The sequence below is a fragment of the Lacrimispora indolis DSM 755 genome, from assembly GCF_000526995.1.
Taxonomy (GTDB): Bacteria; Bacillota; Clostridia; order Lachnospirales; family Lachnospiraceae; genus Lacrimispora; species Lacrimispora indolis.
In genome coordinates, this window is record NZ_AZUI01000001.1 from 1,997,292 (window position 1) to 2,021,432 (window position 24,141).

Below are 24,141 nucleotides of genomic sequence, written 5' to 3' on the forward strand. Positions count from 1 at the left end.
GTATACTTGCTGAAGAACCGAAGATCAAAATGTTTGAATGCAAGGAGGGCCGGGCATGGCAAAAAAGAATGTTCGGAATACCAGGGGGAAGATCGTAAATGCGGCCTGGAAATTATTTTATGAACAGGGATATGAGGATACTACTGTAGAAGAAATCATTGAACTGTCCCAGACTTCCAAAGGATCTTTTTATCATTACTTTGACGGAAAGGATGCGCTGCTAAGCACTCTGAGCGTCCTGTTTGACGATAAATATGAAGAACTGACCAATATCATTGAACCGGAATTGCCGGCAATGGAAAAGCTGCTGCTGCTCAACAGCGAGCTGTTTGGTATGATTGAAAACAGTATCTCCATTGATCTGCTGGCAAGGCTTCTATCTACCCAGCTTGTTACCAACGGAGAGAAACACCTCCTGGACCATAACAGGACTTATTATAAGCTCCTTCGAAAGATCATTGCACAGGGACAGGAAAAGGGGGAGATAGGTACCCGTTTCAGTGTCAGTGAAATGGTCAAGCTTTATGCCCTGTGTGAGAGGTCCCTCATGTATGACTGGTGTTTATGCGGCGGAGAATATTCTCTTCGCCAGTACAGTGCCTCTGTTTTGCCTTCATTTTTAAGCGGCTTTCTACCGGAATCATGACTGATAACAAGGCCTGTCTTTGATTTATTATAAGATACCGTATTGTATTAAACCCTTTTAAAATAAGAGATTATTGAATATTTTATATAAAACGTCTAGTATATAGTCTATACTTCGTTCTGCGTTGCGTTCTATTTCCACCCATGCTATAATACCCTCATTATGGCTTTTTTGGTTTACGTAAAAAGCTGTCTGAACATTTCCACAACAGGAGGGAAGTTATGAGCATAGGGCAGGCGGGGATTTTATTATCCATCATCATTTATCTGGTCAGTATGGTCTACATAGGATTTTATTACAGCAAAAAGGGGGGCGGTGATTCTGCCGACGAGTTCTACCTGGGAGGAAGGAAGCTGGGGCCGCTGGTTACTGCCATGAGTGCGGAAGCTTCCGATATGAGCAGCTGGCTGCTTATGGGACTTCCGGGAGTTGCTTATTTAACCGGGATCGCAGATGCAGGATGGACCGCCATTGGTCTGGCTGTGGGTACCTATTTAAACTGGCTGCTTGTCGCAAAACGCCTTCGCCGGTATTCGATGGTGTGTAATTCCATTACCATTCCGGATTTTTTTTCAAGGCGTTACCGGGATGAAAAAAACATTTTGATGTGCATTTCTGCTGTTATTATTCTGATCTTTTTCATTCCTTATACCGCATCCGGATTCAAGGCAATAGGTACGCTGTTTAACAGCCTGTTTCAGATTGATTATCATGGAGCCATGATTGCAGGTGCAGCCGTGATTGTGGGCTATACTGTAATGGGCGGATTTATGGCCGTGTCGACCACAGACTTAATCCAAAGCATTGTCATGAGCATTGCACTGGTTATCATTGTCTTTTTCGGAATACTGGTATCTGGCGGCTGGAACAATGTTATGGAGAATGCCCGGTCACTTGAGGGCTACTTAAGCATGGTTCAGGTTCACGACTTGTCAGATGGCAGCGCCTCTCCCTACGGATTTCTTTCCATCATCTCCACTCTGGCCTGGGGACTTGGTTATTTTGGGATGCCCCATATCCTGCTGCGGTTTATGGCTATCAATGATGAAGATAAGCTTAAGACTTCCCGCCGGATTGCTACTGTATGGGTGGTTATCTCCATGTTTGTTGCGGTTCTCATTGGAATCATCGGATACAGTGTTTCAGTTGCCGGCCATATTCCCATGCTGTCCACCGGGTCTGAGGCAGAAACCGTTATTATCAGGCTGGCAGATCTTTTAGGGAAAAGCGGATTTTTATTAGCCATTGTTGCCGGTGTGGTTCTGGCGGGAATCCTGGCATGTACCATGTCAACCGCAGATTCCCAGCTTCTGACTGCTGCTTCCGGTGTATCCCAGAATCTTATGCAGGACTTTTTAAAGATTAAGGTAAGCACAAAAGCTTCTATGATAGTTGCAAGGCTTACGGTTATTGGAGTCGCACTGGTGGGTATGATCCTGGCCTGGGATCCTGACAGCTCGGTGTTCACCATAGTATCCTTTGCATGGGCGGGGTTTGGTGCCTCCTTTGGGCCGGTGATGCTTTTTGCCCTGTTCTGGAAGCGGAGCAATTTATGGGGGGCCATTGCCGGTATGGTGTCAGGAGGCGTTATGGTATTTATCTGGAAATATGCAGTACGTCCATTGGGCGGCATATGGAATATCTATGAGCTGCTTCCAGCCTTTACCACAGCATGTGCGGCTATAATCATCGTATCACTGGTAACATCTCCGCCTTCCAAAGAGATTTATCAGGAGTTTGAGTCAGTGGGCAGAAAAATGAAATAAGACTTTATATTGGCAATACCAGGAAAGCACGTTTTTCCTGGTATTGTTGTTTTCGGAATCTGATTTGATGAAATCAATTGACAATAAAAAAGATTAGAAATATAATAGTTAGAAATCTAACTATTCAAAGGATGACGAATCATGACATTTCACTATCTGCTGATGGCAAATCAGGCGATTTATCAGAGGAGGCTCATGGAAGTCCTGAAGGATACGGAACTGACCACGGGCCAGCCCAAGGTCCTGGATTATTTAAGAGACCACGATGGAGCAACCCAGAAGGAGATCGCAGCAGCCTGTTACATCGAAGCCGCGACCATTACAAGCGTTTTGAACGGGATGGAAGCAAAGGGCCTTATTGAAAGAAAACGGCTGAACGGAAACATGCGTTCCTTTCATGTGTTTATGACAGGTAAGGGGCAAAAACTGGAGCAAAGGGTACATGAAATCTTCCTTAAGCTGGAAGAAGAGACTTTTGAAGGCATTTCACAAGAAAAAAGAAAAGAATTTCTGGAACTGTTTTCTAAAATACACAGAAACATGGTACCATCAGAATGAATTGTTAAAGGAGACAAAAGATATGCCGCAGGGAGTCATAATTAATTGCATTGTTGTTTTTCTTGGAGGGATCCTGGGGGCCTTTTTAAAGAATCATTTTCCGCAAAAGCTGGCCGAAGCTCTTCCCAATATATTCGGGCTGTCGGCGATCACCATGGGGATTTACCTGATCATCCGGCTGGAAAGTCTGACAGCGGTGGTCCTTGCCGTGATTATTGGAACGGTAATCGGTGAACTTCTGAGTCTGGAAGACCGTCTGCTGACCGGACTTCGGAGGCTGGAGGCCAGACTTCCGGTCCAATTAAACGAGGATCAGCTTGACGTTCTCATCAGCCTGATTATTCTGTTTTGTTTCAGCGGGACGGGAATATTTGGAGCCATGAATTCCGGTATGACAGGGGATCACTCCATTCTTTATGCAAAGTCTGTCATGGATTTCTTTACGGCAATGATCTTCGGCACAACAGCCGGGTATCTGGTGGGATTTATTGCGGTTCCCCAGCTTATAATAGGGACCTTGCTGTTTTACGGGGCCTCCTTTATCCTGCCCCTGGTGACAGATATTATGCTGGCGAATTTCAAGGCCTGCGGCGGGATCATCACCCTTGCCGTGGGGCTGAAGATATCCAATATTAAGAAGACCAGGGTGCTTAACATTCTTCCGGCGCTGGTTCTGGTGTTTCCGTTTTCTCTGTTGTTGTAAGACTCTGGGCATGAAAGAGCAGCGGAAAGGATTGTTTCTTTTCTTTACAGCATTTCCGTGGTAAATGATAGGGAGGCAGGAAGACAACCGTAATAAACAGTTTAAAGGCAGGTACAAATATGAAATGGAAAGATAGCTTTCACCCTTATGCGGCCACAACCATAGTTTTCTGGTCACTGGCCTATGTGTTTACAAAGCTGGCGCTTGGATATTTTTCCCCGTTTTCCCTGGGATTTCTCCGGTATGGGGTGGCCTCCCTGGCACTGCTGGCAGTGGCTGTCTTTACAAAGATGAAGCTGCCGGGGAAGAGGGATGTTTTGTGGTTCATGGCTTCCGGGGCAACCGGTTTTTTCCTTTACATGATTGCTTTTAACAAAGGGCAGGGAATGGTAACGGCTTCCACCGGCAGCGTTGTGCTTGCCACGGTTCCGCTCATAACCGCGCTTCTTGCCCGTTCCATTTACGGGGAAAGGCTGCGGGGCTTCCAGTGGGCGGCCATTGGGATCCAGTTTGCCGGGGTATTGGTCCTGACGTTGATGAATGGGATATTTTCTATTAACCCAGGCCTGTTCTGGCTGTTTCTGGCGGCTTTGCTGGTCAGCATTTACAACCTTTTGCAGAGAAAACTGACGAAAACTTATCAGGCCCTCCAGTCCAGCGCCTTCAGTATTTTCTTTGGCACCCTGTTTCTCGCCGTATTTCTTCCGTCATCTGTCAATGAGGTGCTGTATGCTCCCGGAATTCAGATATTTTATGTTGTGACCCTGGGCATAGGCTCCAGCGCTATCGCCTATGTATCCTGGTCAAAAGCATTTGCAAAGGCAAAGCAAACGTCACAGGTCAGCAATTATATGTTTGTAACTCCCTTTTTAACAAGCATTTTTGGTTTTCTTATGGCAAATGAGGTCCCGGACAAGGCTACTCTGACCGGCGGGACCATTATTTTATCAGGGATCCTTATATTTAACTTTGGAGGAAAAATTTATGAGTCTTTCTTTGCCCCAAAAAGGGGTGGACATTCCGTCATTGATAAAAAGCCTTCATCAGAATAACATGACAGGTTTCCATGTCAGGGATAAAAAGGAGCTTCTGAGTCTTTTGAGGACGTTTATAGCAGATGGAACCACCGTAGGCTGCGGGGATTCGGTTACCCTTGAGCAGACGGGAGTATTTGATGATCTGAGAAAACGTAAGATCAACTTTCTGGACAAATTTGATCCGGCCCTTACCCGGGAAGAAAAACGTGAGATATACTTAAAAAATTTTTCTGCAGATACATTTGTTACCGGGGCCAATGCCGTCACCATGGACGGAAAGATTTTTAACATTGACGGCAATGGGAGCCGGGTCGCCCCCATGCTGTATGGACCAAAGCAGGTACTTGTTGTTGTGGGAACGAATAAGATAACAGAAGATGCTCAGGCGGCAGTGAAGAGAGCCAGGCAGATTGCTGCTCCCCTGGATGCAAAGCGGCTTAATAAGGCAACTCCCTGTACGGCTCTTGACCGCTGCATTGACTGCAGACACAAGGAGAGGATCTGCAATGATTTTGTTTTAATTGCAGGACAATTTGTGAAGGATCGGATCAAGGTAATTATCGTAAATGAGGAATTGGGATATTAAAAATCACAACGGTTTTTGAAAGGCCGTTGTGATTTTTTATGTTTTAATAAAGGAAACTGTTAAAGTGCCTTTATTTCAGTCCTGCCCGGTATAATTCCCAGGCTATACGTGCAGTTTCCTCCAGTTCTTCCAGACAGTAGAAAGCCTCCATTATTGTCTTGCCCGGCACCACTGGGCCATGATTTTTTAGCAGGAAGCCGTCACTTTTATTTACCCGTTCCCGAAATACAGAAAAAAGTGCCTCAGAGCCTGGTTTTTCATAAGGAATCAGGCCTACAGAACCAAGTTTCATCTTCAGGTACGGAGTATGGTCCGGGATGCAGTCATGCTCTGAAGAGGAAGGGACAAAGCTCCAAAGTACAGAGTAAGTACTATGGGTATGGATAACTGCTCCTATTTCCGTTGACTTTTCATAAAGTGCCAAATGAAGCGGCCATTCCTTACTGGGTTTTTTGGAGGATCCGAACGTTCCGTCCGGGCCAATTGCTGTAAAGTCCTCTTCCCTCATGGTTCCAAAACAAGAGCCGCCGGCACTGATATAAATCTGATCATTATGGCGAAAGCTCATATTTGCGGAAGAACCGGTGGCTTTTCCCCGGTCAAACAAGCTGTGAGCCGTCCATACTGCTGCTTTTAATTTTTCTTCTAAAACAGAGTCCATCTTTTCCTCCAAGTCTGAAGCGAATCCACGTTTCGCTTTCTGATTTTATTTTAATGTCATAGTCAAAGCCCGTCCAAAAAAATCTTCCTGCCCAAAGTTTCCGCTTTTAAGAATCAGACGAACATTGGGCTTTTCTGCAGGAACCATAACCGGTACTCCGGGAGCGACACTTTCTCCGATCCAGTAGGAAGAAAATCCAAGTTCCTTTGTAACAGCACCCGAGGTCTCTCCTCCGGCGGATATGATTCTGGTATACCCGGAATTTAATGCATGAACAGCCAATGCAGCGGTTGTACCTTCCAGCATATCCGCTACTTTTTCTTTTCCAAGCTTCTGGAATTCTTTTACCTTTTCCGGCGTATCAGAACTGTACACCAGAACAGCATCTGATTCGCTGCTGTGTGCCTCAATAAATTTCCAGGCCTCCTCTGCTGTCTGCCGGCCCTCCATCATTGCTTTTGGATCAAGCTTATAACAGGGTTTTCCCTGGCCCTGATACCATGCAATTTGTTCCAGAGTTGCTTTGGAACAGCTTCCTGCTAACAGAAGTGCCTTACCCCTAGTACCGCTTTCCGGGATTTTTCCTTTTGCGGAAAGCTTCCTTGTCCAGATTCTTGCCAGGGGCTCCAAAAGTCCGCTTCCCCCTGTTAAGAGAGAAAGCTGTCCAAATACAGATGCGATTTTTTCCCCATCCTCTGTATTTTTATAGTCAGGAATGAGATAAAACGGTTTCTTAAGCAGAGTGTCCAGTGAAAGGCCGTTCCATTCTTCCAATGTCATATTACGGCATGAATACCGGCTCTGGGGCTCCATCAGTTTTTGGATCCTGCTGTCCCACATGGGAGTAAGAGGGTGGTTTTTCATGTGGCTTTCATGAAGAAAAACCCCATTTACCATAAGGTTCCCATGTTCCACCGTTCTCCCGTTAACCGGAAGAGCGGGACACAGCAGTGTATAAGGAGCTTTCAAAAGGTCTATTAATGCATCTGCTACCGGCCCGATATTGCCTTTTGGTGTGGAATCAAAGGTGGAACAGTATTTAAAATAAATTTGTTCCACGCCCTGAGATAGCAGAAAACGGGCGGCCTTAAGGCTGTCTGCCACTGCCTGGTCTGTTTCCTGAGTCCTGGATTTTAATGCGATGACGATTGCCTGAGCTTTTGCCAAATGAATGACAGACGATTCGCCGGCATTTATTTTCGTCACATGGTTATCCGGAATCCCATTATAAAGCTGAACGCTCATTCCTCCCTTTACCAGAAACGAAGCCGCATCACTGGCGCCGGTAAAATCATCGGCAATGCATCCAAATACAGCCATAGTCATCCTCCCTTTCTTTGAATTTCCTCCGTTTAAATATATTATACAGCAATTTTCATGCCAATTTATCATAATAATTATGTTTAATATTCAAAGGTTTCCATCTTCTTGACAAATCCCACAGACATATCATATTGCTTGCCTTTTACACGGAAAGAAATGTGAATTAAGGGCTCTATGAAGTATTGACCACCAATGTTGCAATGTTGTACAATTGTAGCAATGCAACACATCCTGCATCACTAATTGCTTTTCTTACCCATACCAGGAGGTATCTTATGATTCGTCTTTTATTTATCGTTCCATATCCTGAATTAAAAGAAAAAGTTGAACATGTCCTTTCTCATCATACGGAAAAAAATCGTCTCAATGCGAATATCCAGGTCATGACGGTTGAAGAAACACCGGATGTCCCCACAGATGAGTATGATGCTATAATTGCCAGAGGATATACTGCCCGGAAAACGTCATCCATGTATACACAGATTCCAACCATAGGGCTGTCAATCTCAGGATATGATATGGTAAGGGCAATTTCTGAATGCTGCGAGGCCTATCATCCCAAAAAGATTGCTGTCTGCGGATTTAGCGGACAGATGTATGAAGCAAAGAATATCTGTCAGTTTTTCCATATCAGCGCAGAGATCTATGCTCCTGTCCATCACGAAGATTTGCCGAAAACGTTGGAAAAGGCACTTGCTGCTGGATGTGATGCCTTGATTGGCGGATATTCCGCTAATATTCTGGCCCGTCAGTACGGACTGCCTTCCGTCATAATCAGGACAGGGGAAGATACGCTTCTTCAGGCAATCGATGAAGCAATCAATACGGTAGACCGGATCCGCCATGAACGGATTACTTCCCAGATGTATAAAACAATTATCTATTCCTCCAAGGATGGTTTACTTTATGTAGATACAGCAGGGCGGATTCAGGTCCGCAACCATGCCATCCGCCGGATGAACGGAGACGTCAGCCTGATGAACCGTCCTTTAAAGCAGGCGCTTCCATATCTTTATAAAATTTTCCGTTCTGTGATTGCCAGCGGCCAGCAGGAGACAGGAAGAATCCTTACGATTCCCGGAACCAAAACTACGGTTTCTGTAAGCTGCACTCCGGTAATTGCCAATAAAGAGATTTCAGGAGTCATTATTAATCTTACTGACATTACCATGATCCAGGATCTAGAAAGCCAGATCCGTCGGAAGCTGAGCGAACGTGGGCTCCAGGCCAAATATACCTTTCAGGATATCATCCATCAAAGCAGTATCATTGACAATACCATTGAGACAGCCAGACGTTATGCTGCGTCCGATTCCAATGTAATTATTGTAGGCGAGACCGGTACGGGCAAAGAGCTGTTTGCCCAGAGTATACACAACAGCAGCAATCGGAAAAACGGTCCGTTTGTAGCCATTAATTGTGCGGCACTCCCGGAAAATCTTCTGGAAAGTGAGTTGTTCGGCTATGTGGAAGGTGCTTTTACCGGAACCAGCAAAGGCGGTAAAATGGGGCTTTTTGAACAGGCTCACGGAGGCACCCTGTTTCTTGATGAAATCGGTGAAATCTCTCTGTCCACCCAGAGCAAGCTGCTGAGGGTCCTCCAGGAGAGGCAGGTGAGGCGGGTTGGCGATAACAAGGTTATTGCTGTCAATGTGCGCATCATTTCCGCAACAAATAAAAGCATACTCCAGCTTTCCCAGCAGGGTGAGTTCCGAAGAGATTTAATGTACCGTCTGGATGTGCTGCGGCTGTTCCTTCCTCCTCTCCGCAGCCGGGAAAATGATGCAGAGCTGCTGTTCCTTCATCTCCTGGAGGTTCATAGCCAGGAAACCCGGACTCCGCTCCCAAAACTGGATCCCGATGCCCTGCCCCTCCTTCGCCGGTATCCGTTCACCGGAAATATCCGGGAACTGAAAAATATAGCGGAGCGTGCCAGTGTCTTAAAGACAGGAAGTTTTATCAGTAAAAAGAATCTGCAGGAGGCTCTCTATCCTCAGGATCTGGAAGCAGCTTCTGTTTCCCCTCCGGATTCCGTCTGCCTTCTTCCGGAGGGCGACTCGCTCAGTGAGCCTGAAAAGCTGCGCCTTGCCCTGAAGCAATGTGGCGGCAACAGAACACGGGCAGCCAAGATGCTTGGCATGGACCGTACTACCCTGTGGCGTAAACTGCAGAAATATCAGATCTAATCATCTCATGATGCAAAAGCGATGCAATGCGCTGCATTTGTTGCATCGCTTTTTGTTTTGCAACGATAACACCTCTATTTTGTATATTTTCAATTTCTTGATACGTTTTGTTTTATACAATGTTTATAATCCTTTTACTCCAATTTTAAAGTTTATTAAAAAGTTGGCATAAATATTGCTTTTTAATAGAGTATCAAACGCTTGTTTTCTAATTTTCCCTGATCTGTGAACCAGATCGCCCGTCTCTACCCTGATCAGGTGAAATTGGACAGCAGTAAAATAATAATGGAGGGTTAATCTTATGTCAACATCCTATGTACTTATCGTTTTTGCAATGGTCATTGTACTGATGATCATCCTGATTTCCAAGTGCAAGGTAAATGCAGCATTTGGTATCCTGATCTCTGCCTTAATCCTGGCAATTGCACTGGGAACCCCATGGAAGGAAATTGAAGATACCATAAACAGCGGTTTCGCCGGAACAATCAAGAGCGTGGCAATCGTAATCTTCTTAGGCTGTACTCTGGGCACGGTACTGGAGAAGACCGGTGCAGCGATCCGGATCACCAAATGGGCCATTGGCCTTGTCGGTGAAAAAAATATAATCTGGGCGATCGCTCTCAGCTCCGCGATTCTTGGTATTCCTATCTGGGCAGATACTGTAGTGATTCTGCTGATTCCAATCGTATCTCTTTTGGCTGTTCAAACGAAGAAATCCATGATGAGCTACGGCACGGCTCTTTACGCTGGAGCTTTGGTAACCGCATCTTTAGTACCTCCGACTCCCGGTCCGGTATCAGCGGCAGCTTTGCTGCACGTACCCTTAGGGCAGGCAATCCTGTGGGGAGCTATCGTTGCCGTTCCAAGTGTAATTGGCGCCACTTTGTATTGTATGACATTAAAGACCCCTGTTGCCCCAAAGGAGGAGTTTTTGACAGCGGCAAAGGAAAGCGATCATATGGAGCTGCCGACCCTTTCCAAGTCTTTGCTGCCGATTTTGTTCCCCTTGTTTCTGATCCTGGTCAATACCGGTGCATCCGTAGTTGTTCCGGATACTCCTGTTGCAAACTTCTTCGCATTTATCGGAAGCCCTTTGGCGGCATTATTTACCGGCTGCCTCCTTTCCCTGCTGTTGGCAGGCAAGGAATGGAAGAGTAAAAAGGTACTAAATGACTGGGTAAATGAAGGAATTACTGCCGCTGCAATGCCGATCATTGTAACCGGTATGGGCGGTGCTCTGGCTACCTTTGTAAAGAATGCAGGCGTTGCAGAAAAAATCGCAGGTGCTGTGGTACAATCTCCATTCCCGGCGATTTTAATTCCCATCATCATTGCAGCCATTATCCATGCGGTTACTGGTTCCAATGCTTTGGGTGTAATGACTGCAGCCGCATTGGTTGAGCCGATGCTGGCAACTCTGGGCATCTCTCCCATAGCTGCTTTTCTGGCCTGCGGTACCGGCGCTCTGATGTTTAAGCATGCAAATTCCTCCGGATTCTGGGTAACGGTTTCTATGTCAAATATGGATGTAAATCAGGGGATCCGCGCCGTAGGGGGGGCCTCTACCATAGCCGGATTTATAGGAGCAGTATTGACCTGGATCCTGGTTGCCTTGCATGTTATCTGATCTTTAAAATCAATCTGCTGAAACAAGACGGGAATTACATACAGAAAGGAAAGGAATCAATGGAAAAATTTATTACAAGAGCAGCACGCTTAAACAAGGCTTATGACATCGAGTTGATTGAACGTGAATTAGTATGTGAAGAGGATGATATTATCGTCAAAAACCATATGATGGGAATCTGCGGTTCTGATAAGAGCTTTTACCGGGGATTTATGCCTCCCCAGACAGCGGAATTCCGCCAGCCGCCGGAGTTTCCATTTCTTCTGGGACATGAGAGCGGAGGCACGGTAGTTGCTGTAGGAAGCCGTGTCAGCGATTATAAGGTGGGTGATAAGGTCATCGCATTCGGCTGGAACAATAATTTTGCTGACTATTTTAAGTCAAAGTCCTTTCAGCTCCAGCCGGTTCCGGAAGGGTTGGATATGGACATTGCATCACTTGGTGAGCCCACTGCATGTGCAATGTATTCCGGCTTAAATACCGGCGTACAGCTTGGTGATATTGTCGTGGTCATGGGCGGCGGCTATGCAGGACAGATCATTGCTCAGTGCTCCAAGCTGAAAGGGGCTTATCAGGTAATCGTAGTCGATGTTCTGGATGGAAAGCTGGAGCTGGCAAAAACCTTGGGCGCGGATATTGTAATCAATTCCAAAGAAGAGGATCCGGTTGCAAGAGTAAAGGCGCTGACAGGAGGACGGGGGGCTGACGTGGTGGTAGAAGCGGCGGGCACGGCAGAATCCTTTAACGCTGCAAGCGCGCTGATCCGCCATAACGGGAAATTCGTATTTTACAGCTGGGTGACCACTCCGGTAACCTTGAACATCAGCCGCTGGCATGATGATGGTCTGGAATTTGTTAATACCTGCCTGGTTCACCATACATGGCAGCAGCGTTATGTCTGGGTTCCAGAAACACTCCGCCCCATCATTCAGGGTACCGTAAAGATTAAACCGTTGATTACCAACGAATTTAAACTGGCTGACATTAAGGAAGGGTTTGATTTAGCTGATAAGGATGACGCTGCGATCAAGATTGTGTTCCGTCCTTGATTCTCTCCGTTTCCAGCCACTTCTGCAAAGCTGATGCAGATCACTAATTAATACCAGTAAAGGAGTAATGCACAACATGGATTATACAAATTTAATGAATGACAATACCGGAAAGAAATCAAAAGTAGGTATCATAGGAGCTACCCGTGGTTATGGCTATACGCTGCTTGCCCAGATCCCAAAGGTCAGGCTCATGGATTTGAGAGTCATCTGTTCCAGGCATCCGGATGAGTGCCTGGAAGTGCTGAAGGAAATCGGGTATGAGGAAGACAGGATTGTTTTCTGCCAAGAGAAAGCCCAGATTGAGAGCGCACCGGAAGATGCCATTCTCATTGTCAGGGATTACCGCCTTGTTATGGAAAGCGGGATTACAGCTCTTGTAGAATGCACCGGAAATACTGCGGTAAGTTCTGATGCAGCTCTTTTAGCACTTGGGAAGGGAATTAATGTTTATATGGTTTCCAAGGAGACCGACAGTGTGTGCGGCCCGGTTTTAAACCAGACGGCTGTTGAAAACGGTGCTGTTTATGCTCTTGTTAACGGTGACCAGCCACGTAATCTTTTAGACCTTTATTCCTGGGCCATGCTTTTAGGACTGGAAGTGGTAGCTGCCGGAAAATCCAGTGAATACGATTTTGTCTGGGATCGGGAGACAGGAGAATTCACTTACTTAGATGGAGACAGTGCCAGTGAGAATTTGCCGGAGATGTTTGAGCATTGGAGTTATAAGGGCGTGGAAACCCTGAATCAACGGCGCAAAATGCTGGAAAAGTATACCGGGGTTATTTCAGCGGATCTCTGCGAGATGAACCTTGTTTCAAACATCACCGGACTGGTGCCTTCTGCCCCATTTTTAAGCTATCCCATCGCTAAGACCAGCGAACTTGCCAATATTTTTATTCCGGAAGAAGATGGAGGTATCCTGAAAAAGACGGGAGTTGTAGATGTATTCTATAATTTAAGAGGTACGGACGAGGCAAGCTTCTGCGGAGGAGAGTTTATTATCATTAAATGTGAAAATGAAAAGATGTGGGATATTCTGAAGGGCAAGGGACATGTAATGAGCAGCAATGGCAAGTATGCATGTATTTATTATCCTTATCATTATATGGGACTTGAAACCCCAGTCTCTGTTTTGTTAGGTGATTTTATGGGAATCGGTACTCATCCCGAATGCCGTCAGGTATCTGTTCTGGCAGGTGTGGCTGAAAAAGATTTACCCAAGGGAACTGTGCTTACAGTCCAGGGACATCATCATGCGATCGATGGCCTGATTCCTGAACTTCTTGAAAGAAAATCCGTTGAGAACCTGGCTCCCTTCTATTTGCTGAACGGCATGGCTTTGCTTAAGGACGTAAAAAAGGGAGAGCCGATCACTCTTGATGACGTGGATTTATCACAGCTGGAAACGTATAAGCTATATGCGCAAGGCTTAGATCTTTAAGAAAGAGAAAGAAGAGGGTGCCGTGGGTGCCTTCTTCTTTGCATTTTCTTTTTCAGTGGAGCAGCAGATTTTTCGTTAATGTTGTTTTGATGTCAGGGAAAGGAGGAAAGGAAAACATGAACTTAGATTTGCAGATGAAACAGGGGCAAACCTTATCGCCCCAGATGATACAGTCTGCAAAAATCCTGCAGATGACAGCTGAGGAGCTGGATATATATATCAATGAGCTGGCTTTGGAAAATCCAACCATAGATGTTGTATCACCCTTCCAACAGCAGCGGTGGCTGGATTCCTTTAATGAACAAAATTATTACCTTTATCGAAAGCAGAACGATGATGATGATTATAAGAATAGCTGGAATTATAACGCCGATGATGGAGAAACGCTGCAGAATTATTTATGGTCACAATTGATTATGGAGGACTTTTCTTCACTTGAGACGAAAATCGTCAAATTCATGCTGGAATGCCTGGATGGGAAGGGATACCTGACAGAATCGGTTCATGATATTTCGGTTTATTTCAAAGTGAATGAATTCCTGGTTCAAAAACTTTTGGAAAAACTGCAGACGCTGGAACCTGCGGGGATCTGTGCCCGCAGCCTTGAGGAATGCTTAAAATTGCAGCTGAAAAGCCGGAAGATGCTGTCTCCGGTTCTTTCTCAGATCATTGATGACTGTCTGGAGATGGTTGCAAAAAATAAGATTCCTGCCATAAAAAGAAAATTGCGGTTGTCTTCTTCAGAGGCAGCAGCATGTTGTCAGATCATCAGATCACTGAATCCAAAACCAGGCACCTCGTTTGGTAACCGCGAACAGATGCGCTATATTGTTCCTGATGTAACAATTGTGAAGTTTAGAGATCATTTTGATATTCTGCTGAATGAATCTTCCTGTTCAGGAATTGAGATCAACTGTTATTATCAGCAGATGAACCAGCGCAGAGAATCGGAGGAAGTAAAAGCATATCTGGATAATAAAATCCGGCAGGCGGAATGGATCAGGCATTGTGTTGCACAGCGCTCAAAGACAATCATGCAGGTATCAAAAAAAATCCTGGAATACCAGGAAGCTTTTTTTATGAACGGGCCAAATCACTTAATCCCTTTGAGAATGGGGGATGTGGCGGAAGCCATAGGAGTTCATGAATCAACCGTCAGCCGTGCTGTCAGTAAGAAGTATCTTCAGTGTTCCTGGGGAGTTTATCCCATGAGCTTCTTTTTTCCCAGAAGTGTAATAAAACATGAGGAAAGCCGGCTTCATGAAGCAGCACAGACCCTGACGAATGGGGATATCAAGCGGGTTCTTCAGGATATTATCAAGGAGGAAGACAAGAAAAAGCCGTACAGTGACCGGATTCTCGGTGAGAAGATTTTAGAATCCGGCATCTCTATTTCACGGCGTACGGTTGCAAAATACCGTGAGGAAGCCGGGATTCCGGATGCCAGCGGACGAAAAAGATATAATTAAAGGAATCCCGGATCACTCATTTTGGCTTTCTGTTGATGAGGAGCTGGGTTATTGATAAACCCAGTTCCGCTATTTTGCTATTTACGAAGGGAGCAAATCTTTTTTTGTGTAGAGCCGGCCAGCCATGGAACAGCTAACCAAAATGATCACAAATGAAAGCAGGATATAGAAAGGGCTTAGTCCGTGTTCTGAAACCGACACCACATCAAAATAGCTCACCGGTGTCAGAGCGTGTAAAAAATCCACGGTGCCGGCATAATCCAGCGCAAAGCTGATTACGTAAAAGGTCAGGACCGTTAGCATTGTAATGAGACTTGCGGCTTTATAATTTTTCCCAAGGCCCGAAATGAAAAGCCCTATGGAAAAAAGCACAGTTTGGGTGATAAATATTCCCATTGTTGTGATCAAATGCGTGCCCGCGATGCTCCTGTCACCCAGGGGAAGTATGATACACAAATATGACATGATCCCCACCGTGAGGGAAAATATCCCAAGATTTGTTACTGCCGCCCCGATTTTCGCCCAAATGATGGCGGAACGTTTATAAGGCTTTGAGAACAGGAACTCGCTTGTGCCAAACTTTTCTTCCCTGGAAACGGCATATACCCCTGAAAATCCCGCATAAAAGAAGGCCAGTAAGTCAATCCAGAATACCATGCACTGATAGGCCCCCAGGGGAGTGTCGATTCTCACTCCGTTCAGCCCGAATAAAATCAATATGATTTTTGGGAAGCTATCTGCCAGTTCCGCGATTTCTCCCATTGCATCCTTCAGCACCACAAATTCGATTGCTGCAAATCCTGTAAGCATTACAATCAGCACCAGCCATATGATCAACAGCTTTCTCGTCAATTTCAGCTCTTTTAAATATATCGTCTTCATGCTCAGCCTCCAAATACAACGTCTTTTTTTAGAAATACTCTGCAGCTGACAAACAACAGCCCCCCGCCCAGGATCACATACCACACCACATAATTCCATTGGTAAAATCCGGTTTCAGCGATTCTGACAGGATCAAAGAAGCCAAAGGGGGTGAAATAGCCCAGTACCGGTTCCTGGATCTTCTTTGACATGGAACTTAAGCAAAAGAGGGCAAACATGACGCAGGAGGATATGAGAACAGGCGTCCTTACATTGGGGAAAAACGTCCCTGCAGCTGTTCCGAAAACCACAAACATCAGCTCCAGCAGCACAAGGGATTTTCCTATGAGAAAAAATGCCCTCCAATCAACGGAAATGCCTTTGACGGTCATAAGGGCGAGTGCTGCTCCTGTGATATAGGCGGCTCCCACAATCAGGCTGTCTGCTGTACAGGCAAGAAGCTTGCTAAAGAAAACCCTGCGCCTGGAAAGGGGCTTTGTCAGCAGAAATTCTGCTGATTTGTTCATATATTCCTTTGTGTGGGAGGAAAAGGCAATGCTCATTCCGTGGATTGCCGCCGCTGTCATGGCAAAGCTGTTTAAAAAGCTGAACATGCCAAGGGGGGTCATGACAAAGGCGGCGCTGAGTCCTAAGGCTTCAAACATCGGATTGGTCTTTATGGCCTCCACCATCACAGCATTTGTCCCTGAGATAAAGCCAAGGTACGTGGGCAGCATGAGAAAGATCAGCCCGCCCATGGACAGGGACCAGATAATGATATTTTTCTTTAACTGTTTCAGTTCATACTTAAATACGGTCATCCCCTTCACCTCACCTGTAATAGTGCATGAATATTTCTTCCAGCGCCGGTTCTTCGATAAACAGGTCGTGGACCTTTAAGGCAGACAGCTTTGTCAGGATCTCTCCCATATCCCCCATAAACATGAATGAGGCAGTATGGCCCTCCTGATGATAATTGGTAACTCCCACAAGGTTAAAATAGCCTGCCGGTATTTCCTCTGCCGTAACACTGATTTTTTTATGGCTGTTGGCCCGAAGCTCGCTGATTTTCTGTACGCTGATGATCTTGCCTTCTTTTAAAATTGCCACCCGGTCGCAGACTTTCTGAACCTCTGACAGGACGTGGGAAGAAAAGAAGATCGTCGCCCCACGTTTGTTTTCTTCTTTTAAAATCGTAAAAAATTCCTGCTGGATCAGCGGGTCCAAGCCGCTGGTGGGTTCATCTAATATAATGAGCCTGGGAGAGTGGAGCAGGGCGCACAGGATCCCTGCTTTCTTTTTGTTGCCCAGGGACAAGTCGGAAATTTTACGGGACAAGTCCAGGCCCAGGCGCCTGGAAAGCTCTTTTATTTTGCCATCGTTCTTTACGCCGTACAAATCTGCCGCGTACGTTACCAGCTCCCGGACCGTCATATTGTCATAATAGGAGGACTCTCCGGGCAGATATCCCACATCCTTTGCGATTTCAGCGGCCTGCTTGATGCAGTCTCTGCCAAAGATTTCCGCACTTCCGGAGGTGGGATGGATCAGTGCCAGAAGGGTGCGGATAGTGGTGGATTTACCGGCTCCATTTGGCCCGATAAAGCCGAAGATCTCTCCTTCTTCTACGGAAAAGCTCACATCCTCAATACCTCTGTGATCCCCATAGCTTTTGGTCAGGTTTTTAATATGAATTGCGTTCACCGGTGAGTCTCCTTTCTCATTCCAAAAACTCAATATACCCCATATTGCCGTTTACACGGATCCGGTCCCCATCCTTAATGTGTTTTGTGGCATCGGTCACGCCAACCACTGCAGGCAGGCCGTATTCCCGTGTGATGACCGCGCCGTGGGTGGCCATTCCGCCAACCTCCGTGACAAGTCCGCTCACAGAGATAAAGGCCGGTGTCCAGCTTGGGTCGGTAAATTTGGTAACCAGGATGTCGCCCTTTTCTATTCTGCCTGCTTCCTTTATGTCCAGGATGACTCTGGCCCGGCCTTCTGCCACGCCGCCTGATACGGCAAGCCCTGGCAGCGCCCCACCTGGAACCTTTCGTTTGTATTCCCCTTCCACCACTTCTCCGTCAGAGAAGATGAGGCGGGGAGGTGTTAAAGAGGCGTACTTATCATAATCCGCCCGCAGTCCATCGATTTTCCCATAATCAGGTTCCTGGTTCTCGGCAAATAAGGCGGCCAGCTCCGGAAGGCTTAAATAGAATACATCTTCTACCTTTCTCAGCCTGCCTTCCTTCACAAGCTTTTCAGATTCCCGGATGATCGCCTGCTTGTATTCCCAATACCGCTTCATCCAGTAATATTTCGGGGATTCCCGCAGGCCTAAAAAATTCCGGTAAAAGGACAGCTGCTTTGCCAGCTTCCTGGCCTTCCTGGCTCCCCATTTCTTTTTTGCAGCCAGAACCATGGCCTTTACCGCTTCATCGCTTTCTTTCTTCCCCTGAAGGAGCTTTTGCTCCGCATGGCCTTCAGGGAGCCTTATGTCGGCAAGCACGGTGGGAAGGATCTTTTCAGGCGCCTCTGCAAACCGGGGCTTTGCGATGTCAATTTCCCCGGGGCAGCGCATTCCGTACCGTAAGAAAAATTCTTCAAAGGCTTTTGCAGCTTCCTCTCCGCCCTGCTGTTTTCTCAATTCGTAAGTGGAAAAGGAATCCCCTGCTGTTTCAAGGTATTTTACAGCTTCCGGGCAATCTCTTGCAGCGTCTGCAATGCGGCTGACGTAAAATCCCATTTCTGAGGTGATGTTCCCCTTTATGGATTTTGACACATCAACGCTTATATTGTCCCGTCCAAGGAGGAGCTTTCCTGCTTTATCAATGGACTTTGTGAGGTAGAAGGCGACCATAAGCGGCCCTAAGCCTTCCGGGTCAAACAGGCTTTTCATCAGATTGTCCGTGTCGTTAACAATATAATCGATTACAGCTTTGCCGGTCAGACGGTCAAGTCCTTTTTTTGTCTTTTGGACTGTTGCTTCCATGCGGCGGTTGTAGCCGTCAATGATGGCCGGATCATTTTTCCGGTAGATCCTGAATCCGGCAGTGATGCATTTGCCCACATCCCTTGGAATGGCAAAATCGCTTTTCTGGCCTTTTGGAATGGATTTCAAATAATCCTTTCTTCCCAGGACCTGATTGTATGCGTTGTTCATCAGTTCGTCGGAATTGGACAGCTTTTGCCGTACCAGAGCTTTGCCTACGGGACTGTTTAAGTTATGAGTGATCTCCATATATGGCCGCCCGCCGATTTCCGTGATCTTCACGGTTTTTGACATCAATTTCCAAAAGGACATGCCAAGGGGCAGCATGGTGTCGGTCATCATCTGTAAGTGGCCGACAGAGATAAAACAGCGTTTAAAGCCGTCGGGGGAGGAGGGGCAGGGGAAAAGGGTGGTGATTGCCCGGGACTGAACGATGTAGAACCGCTTCCCGTCAAAGCACCATTCTATGTCCTGGGGACTGCCGAATTCCCTTTCAATCTTTTTTCCCATGGCAGAAAGGGCGGTTACCTGGGTTTCGGTCAGACATGGCTCCGGGCCGCTTCTTTTTTTTACAATTCCGCCTTTGACCGTCCATGTAACCGGGATCTTGCGTCCGGACACCAGATCTTCTCCAAGGCCTTCCACTGCTTCAATGGCAGTTGTAAAACGGTCTGAGGTTATGGGATCGGCGGTAAACATGACCCCAGCCGCCTTTGCATCCACCATTTTTTGTACGACCACTGCCATTTGGACTTCCTTTTCTTCAAACCCGTTTTTGGCCCGGTAAGAAACCGCCCGCTGATTATACAAGGATGCGAAGCAGTTGACTGCCGCCTTTATTACGGCTTCAAAACCGGAGACATTTAAATAAGTGTCCTGCTGGCCGGCAAAGGAAGCATCCGGCAGATCCTCGGCTGTGGCAGAGGAACGGACTGCAACGGAAATGTTATCACCCAGGCCGTCATAGGCGGATCGGATCAGTTCCCTGGCTTCGGCGGGCAGGGTCAGACCGGCAACGGCGGATTTTGCATCGTCCCAGGCAAGGTTTACGGCGGGAAGGATATATGCTTTAAAAAATTCTGTTGTAATAATAAAGCCTCCCGGCACGCTTTCCGGGAACCGTTTGATCAGCCTTGCAAGACTGGCGCCCTTTCCTCCTGACACCTTAAGGGAAGCAGCTTCTTTATCATGGATTTTCAGTATATACATCACAGGTATTCCTCCTTATACAGATTGCTTTTCAGCATGTTCATGATTCTTTCCATTTCTTCTGTTATTTCCCCAAGGCCGCAACGCTCATCGGACATTTCGTGGGCGTATCCTTCGGCCATGAGAAACATCAGGCGCATAACTTCATCAATATTCACGCCTTCCTTGAATTTAACCGCATCCTCCTTCTTTAACACCAGGTCATAGGAAAAACGCTGGGATTCGGGCATGATCTTTTTTGTAATATCCGTAACTGCATCGTCGGTCTCTTCAAACATGCTGATAATAAATTTCAATATATTAGGGTACTTTTCCAGTATGCCCATTTTCATTCTGGAAGCCGCAATAATGCGTTCAAACAGATCGTCATATGCATTGATTTCACTGCGCTTATATGCGTCAATCATAACAGTTCTCACATATTCCGACAGGTATAAGTATAAATCCCTTTTTGTGCCGAAATAATGGAACAGCATTGGTTTGGACACACCGCTGTTTTGGGCAATGTCACCCATGGAGGCCTTTTTATACCCATGCCTTCCAAAACACTTTAATGCCGCCTCAATGATGGGCTGCTGCTTTTCTTCTGAGAGTTCCTTAAATTTTTCCATGTTCCCACCTTCTGAAATAGTATTGACCGAATCGGTTTATGGATTGATTATAGCACCATGAACCGAATCGGTCAATATGAGTAATTTAATCATTTTTTGAAATATTTGTATCAGCATCCATATGGTGGCTGTATGAAAAACAGTTCCGGGCTATTATGGAGCAGTGGGCTTCCCTTCGCTCAGCATATGGCCCTTTAAATATTCGGAAGGTGAGATTCCCGTACTTTTTAAGAAAACCTTGGTAAAATACCTTGTGCTGAAATATCCCACCCGCTCTGCAGTATCCCGTACCGTGGCAGTATGTCCCCCTGACATGAGCTCCATTGCCTTTTTTATACGGACCCCGGTCAAGTGGTCAACAAATTTTTCTCCGGTTTTCATCTTATAGATTTTACTTAAGTAGTTGGGTGAAATATCAATCATATCCGCAATGGTATTGATCCCGATCTGGTCCATATAATGCTCTTCCATATAAACGTTGATTTTATCAATTAAGTCAATGCTCTGATTTTGGTAAGTCATCTGCTTAAAAAATTCTACGAGCCGGCTGATGGAGCAAATACCGGCCGCTGTACCGGATTCCATGGTAAGAATGCGGTTTAAGGAATCATCACAAAGTTCAAAGACCTCTTTTTCATGAGGAAAAAGGGAAAGTGTGTGGAGCAGATTCTGGAAACCAATCACATCATCTGTCTGGCGGGCAATCAAAAGCTTTTCCATCAAATCCGAAAAAGGCAGGAGAGGGGAAAACGCCAATCGTTCTTTCTCTGATAAAACCGACCCAAGGCCAACGCAAAATCGCAGGCTGTCTGCCTTTTGAACGGCCTCAAACTGTGCAAACAGCTGAGAAAGATCTCCGGCTGAAACGTGAAATCCGGTTGCAACGCATCCGCTGGTCTGGTGAAACCGGCTGAGTTCTTTCTTAAACTCCTCAGGGGGAATTGCCGTGCTGGTAAGATAACAGATTTCCCCTGTAGGAAGAAATGTCAATGTAAACCTGGCACCGTGGCGGGAGGAGATAGAAGAGAGCATGGTATTTAACTCATCCAAGTCATTTTTAAAGGTTTCCTTATGGTAATGGTCAACATAAAACAGAACAGCCGTGTAAGGGGGAAGAACGTACCTTGGAGTCTGTAAAAACCGGATGGATGTATAGAGGTCGAGAATTTTTTCAAATTCCAGTTCATAATCTTTTTTCAGCAAAAGCTCCCGCTCTCCAAAAAGAGAAGCTGCTTTTTCCATGGTAGCCCGGACCTCGTCAAGACTGGCCGGTTTTAATAGATAGTCTAAGGCTCCCAGCCTTAAAGCTTCCTGTGCATAGGAAAACTCCGCATATCCGGTCAGCATGACCACCGGGATCTGCTGCTCATGAAACCGGGAAAAAGCCTGCAGACCGGTGAGCATTGGCATGTGGATATCCAGGAATATCAGGTCAGGCGTATCCTTTTCCAGTTGTTCTAAAAGCTTTTCTCCGTTTTCTACTTCAAAAAACCGGTGAACGTTGGGATAAAGCTCCTCAATCATGCTTTTTAATCCCAGCCGGATCAGGCGTTCATCGTCAGCTAAAAGAATTTTCATAAAGAGGTTCCTCCTTCCAGAGGTATTTTAATTGTCATGGAAGTAATGTCTCCAGTCAGATTTATTTCAAAGGAGGCATGGGGGTGAAAGATTTTTACCCGGTTTTCCACATTTCTTATACCAACCTTTCCATCGGAGTATACTTCCTTAATATGAATGGGAATTCCGTTGTTTTTTTCTTCCAGGATCAGGGTATGGTTCTCAATGGAGGCGGAGATTGAGATCGTAATGGAAATACCGTCCCCGTCCATTCCATGCTTTAAGGCATTCTCCACAAGCGGCTGTATGAGAAGCCTTGGAATGGAGATGTTCTTTGCTTCTTCCTCCATGGAGCTTATAAAGGTCAGCCGTTCATCATAGCGTATTTTAAGGAGATTGCAGTATTGGATGCAGAATTTAAATTCTTCTTCAACCGTGGTCAGCTTTGCGTTGCTGCAGGTATAGCGGAATATTCTGGTGAGCTGGATAATGCTGTCCTCCAGCTCTTTTTTCATCCCGATCCGGTTCATGGTGAGAAAGCAGTTTAAGGTATTGTAGAGAAAATGGGGGTTGATCTGGCTTTGAAGGGCCCGGTATTCTGCCTCCTGCCGGTCAATCTCATATTTATAGGACCGGTCAATATAAAGCTCCAGCTTACGGATCATCTCATTTAGATTCTCCGCAATCAGGGACAATTCTTCCGTGTTAAAGGAATCGTTCTGCAAAAGGTCTGTGTCAGGGACAGAAGCCTCCAAGTCACCCCGTGCCACCTTTTTCATTGTATTTAAAATGGAATTTAAAGCAAGGGCAGTCTTTTTTGAGTTGGAGCGGAAAATGGAGAATGCGGCCAGAATGGAGGAAAGGCTTAAAATAGCAGCAAGGCTCCACACAATGGATACTTGCTTAAATATATCCTTTTGTGAGGAGACAAAAATAAGCTGCCAGGGCATTCCTGAAATATCACTTTTATACAGGCGGTAGGTATCGGAGCCAGTGGGGATTTTATTATCAGGGGAAGAAAGCGTTTCAAGGACGCCTTTCTCCACCTTTCCAACCTGGTAGACGGGAGTTCCGTCCTGGCCTGCAATCACAAAGCCTGAATTTTCGCTTAAGCTTACGCTGCTGAAAATATCCTTAATGATGTTGTCGGAGGCGTCGATCCGTATGACGCCCAGCTTCCGTTTGGTGTACACGTTGCGGACCGTATGAAGGGCGGAGATGACCGTTGTCTCAGCGCGGATATAAGGGGGAGGCTCTGAAACCATAAAATAATAAGGGTCCGTTGAATGTAAAACCTGCTGATACCAGGGTTCCAGCTGGTAAGGATAGTCTGTGGTATTCATAAGATCACTGGTTTTTGTTGCAGTGACGATGATATGGTTGTCCGGGTTTACAGGCATGAAAGATACTGCCAGAATATCCTCCCTGGCGGTATTTAAAATCCGCTGCATGGAAGTGGTATAATTTTGCCGGTGGCGCTCGATCCGGTAGTCTGAGGAACCATCCTTTGTGTATTTCCCATTTTCAACAGCTGCAAAAAAGTTCAGAATATCATCATAAATATAAGGGGTAAGAGCCAGCCTTTTTAAGTCGGATACATAGGTGCTTAAATTGGTTGAAATGGAGTAAAGGGAGGTTGAAAAGTATTTTTCATTGTCCCTGTATATCCTGTTTTGAAAGTAAAAGGCAAGTATGGTGGCCATGATGATGATGGGCATAACAATACTGATGAGAAACAGGGCCAAAAACCGGTTTTGAAAGCTTTGGCGTTTTTTCATGTTGAGTCACCTCCTGGGCCTATATTGTATCCATATTATCAATGTTTTTCAATCCCCCATGGGGAAAATGATGGAAAT

General features: G+C 46.0%; 20 protein-coding genes. 11 read left to right on the plus strand and 9 right to left on the minus strand.

All coding sequences use genetic code 11. The features are described from left to right. The first annotated feature begins 55 nt into the window (after positions 1–55). The 6 genes from K401_RS0109495 to K401_RS0109520 all read left to right on the plus strand — a co-directional run bounded on the left by K401_RS0109495 (position 56) and on the right by K401_RS0109520 (position 5,296). Positions 56–646, plus strand: coding sequence for a TetR/AcrR family transcriptional regulator (locus K401_RS0109495; protein ID WP_024292728.1), 591 nt, complete (start codon positions 56–58; stop codon positions 644–646). Positions 647–867: 221 nt separating this feature from the next. Beyond that, entirely contained in the window at positions 868–2,412 is a 1,545-nt protein-coding gene (locus tag K401_RS0109500; protein WP_024292729.1) for a sodium/proline symporter, read from the plus strand. A 141-nt stretch (positions 2,413–2,553) separates the two neighbouring features. Next, positions 2,554–2,970, plus strand: coding sequence for a MarR family winged helix-turn-helix transcriptional regulator (locus K401_RS0109505; protein ID WP_024292730.1), 417 nt, complete (start codon positions 2,554–2,556; stop codon positions 2,968–2,970). Between the two features lie 22 nt (positions 2,971–2,992). Beyond that, a complete protein-coding gene (locus K401_RS0109510) occupies positions 2,993–3,673 on the plus strand; it encodes a DUF554 domain-containing protein (protein ID WP_024292731.1) in 681 nt (226 codons plus the stop codon). Positions 3,674–3,792: 119 nt separating this feature from the next. Continuing rightward, entirely contained in the window at positions 3,793–4,725 is a 933-nt protein-coding gene (locus K401_RS0109515; protein WP_024292732.1) for a DMT family transporter, read from the plus strand. Beyond that, positions 4,658–5,296, plus strand: a complete 639-nt coding sequence (locus K401_RS0109520) for a lactate utilization protein (RefSeq protein ID WP_029700708.1) — start codon at positions 4,658–4,660, stop codon at positions 5,294–5,296. The genes K401_RS0109515 and K401_RS0109520 overlap by 68 nt, the downstream gene beginning before the upstream one ends. Positions 5,297–5,366: 70 nt before the next feature. Here K401_RS0109520 and K401_RS33540 read toward each other — a convergent pair whose 3' ends face one another. Further along, complete coding sequence (locus tag K401_RS33540; RefSeq protein WP_024292734.1) at positions 5,367–5,957, minus strand: class II aldolase/adducin family protein; 591 nt, start codon at positions 5,955–5,957, stop codon at positions 5,367–5,369. 45 nt (positions 5,958–6,002) lie between these two features. Continuing rightward, entirely contained in the window at positions 6,003–7,277 is a 1,275-nt protein-coding gene (gene otnK / locus K401_RS0109530; RefSeq protein WP_024292735.1) for a 3-oxo-tetronate kinase, read from the minus strand. Between the two features lie 278 nt (positions 7,278–7,555). Between otnK and K401_RS0109535 the strand changes: the two genes are divergently transcribed. The 5 genes from K401_RS0109535 (at position 7,556) to rpoN (ending at position 15,055) form a co-directional block, all read left to right on the plus strand. Further along, complete coding sequence (locus K401_RS0109535) at positions 7,556–9,466, plus strand: sigma 54-interacting transcriptional regulator (RefSeq protein ID WP_024292736.1); 1,911 nt, start codon at positions 7,556–7,558, stop codon at positions 9,464–9,466. A 301-nt stretch (positions 9,467–9,767) separates the two neighbouring features. Further along, positions 9,768–11,093 carry a GntP family permease gene (locus tag K401_RS0109540; protein WP_024292737.1) on the plus strand — a complete coding sequence of 442 codons (1,326 nt, stop codon included), beginning with the start codon at positions 9,768–9,770 and terminating at the stop codon, positions 11,091–11,093. Positions 11,094–11,152: 59 nt separating this feature from the next. Beyond that, complete coding sequence (locus tag K401_RS0109545; RefSeq protein ID WP_024292738.1) at positions 11,153–12,142, plus strand: zinc-dependent alcohol dehydrogenase; 990 nt, start codon at positions 11,153–11,155, stop codon at positions 12,140–12,142. A 76-nt stretch (positions 12,143–12,218) separates the two neighbouring features. Next, complete coding sequence (locus tag K401_RS0109550) at positions 12,219–13,586, plus strand: homoserine dehydrogenase (RefSeq protein WP_024292739.1); 1,368 nt, start codon at positions 12,219–12,221, stop codon at positions 13,584–13,586. 116 nt (positions 13,587–13,702) lie between these two features. Continuing rightward, positions 13,703–15,055, plus strand: coding sequence for an RNA polymerase factor sigma-54 (gene rpoN, locus K401_RS0109555; RefSeq protein ID WP_024292740.1), 1,353 nt, complete (start codon positions 13,703–13,705; stop codon positions 15,053–15,055). Positions 15,056–15,136: 81 nt separating this feature from the next. Here the strand turns inward: rpoN and K401_RS0109560 are convergent, their stop codons facing one another. The 7 genes from K401_RS0109560 to K401_RS0109590 all read right to left on the minus strand — a co-directional run bounded on the left by K401_RS0109560 (position 15,137) and on the right by K401_RS0109590 (position 24,063). Next, positions 15,137–15,937: an ABC transporter permease subunit gene (locus K401_RS0109560; RefSeq protein WP_024292741.1), complete on the minus strand. Its 801-nt coding sequence runs from the start codon at positions 15,935–15,937 to the stop codon at positions 15,137–15,139. Positions 15,938–15,939: 2 nt separating this feature from the next. Continuing rightward, a complete protein-coding gene (locus K401_RS0109565; protein ID WP_024292742.1) occupies positions 15,940–16,737 on the minus strand; it encodes an ABC transporter permease subunit in 798 nt (265 codons plus the stop codon). Positions 16,738–16,747: 10 nt separating this feature from the next. After that, entirely contained in the window at positions 16,748–17,620 is an 873-nt protein-coding gene (locus K401_RS0109570) for an ABC transporter ATP-binding protein (protein WP_024292743.1), read from the minus strand. Between the two features lie 16 nt (positions 17,621–17,636). Beyond that, positions 17,637–20,117: a phosphoenolpyruvate synthase gene (locus K401_RS0109575; RefSeq protein WP_024292744.1), complete on the minus strand. Its 2,481-nt coding sequence runs from the start codon at positions 20,115–20,117 to the stop codon at positions 17,637–17,639. Then, the gene (locus K401_RS0109580) at positions 20,117–20,728 is read right to left on the minus strand and encodes a TetR/AcrR family transcriptional regulator (RefSeq protein ID WP_024292745.1); all 612 of its coding nucleotides are present in this window, start codon (positions 20,726–20,728) and stop codon (positions 20,117–20,119) included. Before K401_RS0109580 ends, K401_RS0109575 begins: the two co-directional genes overlap by 1 nt. A gap of 153 nt (positions 20,729–20,881) precedes the next feature. Continuing rightward, positions 20,882–22,306, minus strand: coding sequence for a response regulator transcription factor (locus K401_RS0109585; protein ID WP_024292746.1), 1,425 nt, complete (start codon positions 22,304–22,306; stop codon positions 20,882–20,884). Beyond that, positions 22,303–24,063, minus strand: coding sequence for a sensor histidine kinase (locus tag K401_RS0109590; RefSeq protein ID WP_024292747.1), 1,761 nt, complete (start codon positions 24,061–24,063; stop codon positions 22,303–22,305). The genes K401_RS0109585 and K401_RS0109590 overlap by 4 nt, the downstream gene beginning before the upstream one ends. Positions 24,064–24,141: the final 78 nt, after the last annotated feature.